The sequence below is a fragment of the Roseibium sp. MMSF_3247 genome, assembly GCF_030733765.1.
Lineage (GTDB): Bacteria > Pseudomonadota > Alphaproteobacteria > Rhizobiales > Stappiaceae > Roseibium.
The window spans coordinates 1-1,310 of record NZ_JASHII010000034.1 but is presented as its reverse complement, the minus strand read 5'-3'; the positions used below and the strand labels follow the sequence as shown (position 1 = coordinate 1,310).

Sequence of the window (1,310 nt, the reverse complement as noted above, 5' to 3'; positions counted from 1 at the left end):
GGTAGTGTCAAATATCTTTCGCACTTTCGTTTTTAGGCGACGGCTCCGTGGGTTTGGTGTTGCTCCTGGTAGAGCGGTGCCATGTTCATGTATTTTCGGGCGGACCATTTGCCGGCCGCGATATGTCTGAGTCTTGCCGCGGCTAGGTTCAGGCATGATTGACCGTCCGGGAACGCCCCGACAACTCTCGTTCGCCGCCGGATCTCTTTCATTATCCGCTCCAGAGGATTGTTCGTCCTGATCTTGCGCCAATGGCTGTCCGGAAAGCCATAGTAGGTCAGCGTCTCGTCGATGCTCTCTTCAATGAGATCGGCAGCTCGTGTCAGACGTTGTGCCCGTAGATCTGCGATAACGGCGTCAGCCTTTTCCTGTGCTGCCCTGCGGTTCTCTTGGGCATGAATGGCCTTCAGCATGTGCGTGACCTCGCGCACCTTGGTGGATGGGACGTGGCTGAACACATTGCGATAGAAGTGAACCATACAGCGCTGCCACTGCGCATCGGGTAGATAGTCGGCCACGCTCTCCACGAGCCCGCGGCAGGCATCAGAGATGATGAGCTTCACGCCGCTCAAACCCCGATCAACCAAATGTCGCAGGAAGTTTGACCATCCGGATTTGTCTTCCTTGGCCCCTTCGCAAATGCCAAGGATCTCCCGATACCCTTCAGAATTGACCGCACTGGCTACAAGCAGGGACACGTTCCGCACTTCCCCTGCCCAAGTCCGCTTCATGACGATCCCATCGAGATAAAGATAGGGATGTTCGCCCTCGATCGGCCGATGGCGCCATTCCTCGATCTTGGCGTAAATCTTCTTGTTCAGGTTCGACACTGTACCGGGCGATACCCGGGTGCCCCATAATGCCTCCGTGATGTCCTCGACCCGTCGAACGGAAACACCGGCCAGATACATCTCGATCAGCGCTTCCTCGACACTGCTTTCCCGGCGCTGGTAGCGTTCGATGATCGCCGTTTCAAACGTCTGACGCCGGAGCTTCGGCATCTTCCTTAACGTCGCCGGCTTTGGTATGCAGCGAGCGCTCGTAACTGCCAGCACGGGTGTCCTGGCGGCCGTCACTGCGTTCATATCGCCCGGCACCACACAATCGATCCGCTTCCGCGTCCAACATCGCATTCAGCGCTTCTTCAACGGTGCCACGCACCATCTCGCCAAGATGGTCCTTGATACGGGCCTCATCGATCCGGACCACATTCGTCAGCTCAGAGCCTTCAGTCTCATCAACCATTCCTTACTCTCCTTCAAACACTCTAGAAGGAGCCGTCAAATTCGAAAGTGCGAAAAATCTTGTAC

At 56.3% G+C, this 1,310-nt stretch carries 1 pseudogene; it reads right to left on the bottom strand.

Annotated features, from left to right (window positions below):
• Window positions 1-32 precede the first annotated feature (32 nt).
• Window positions 33-1,245: pseudogene (locus RBB44_RS25485) on the bottom strand (IS256 family transposase).
• Window positions 1,246-1,310: the final 65 nt, after the last annotated feature.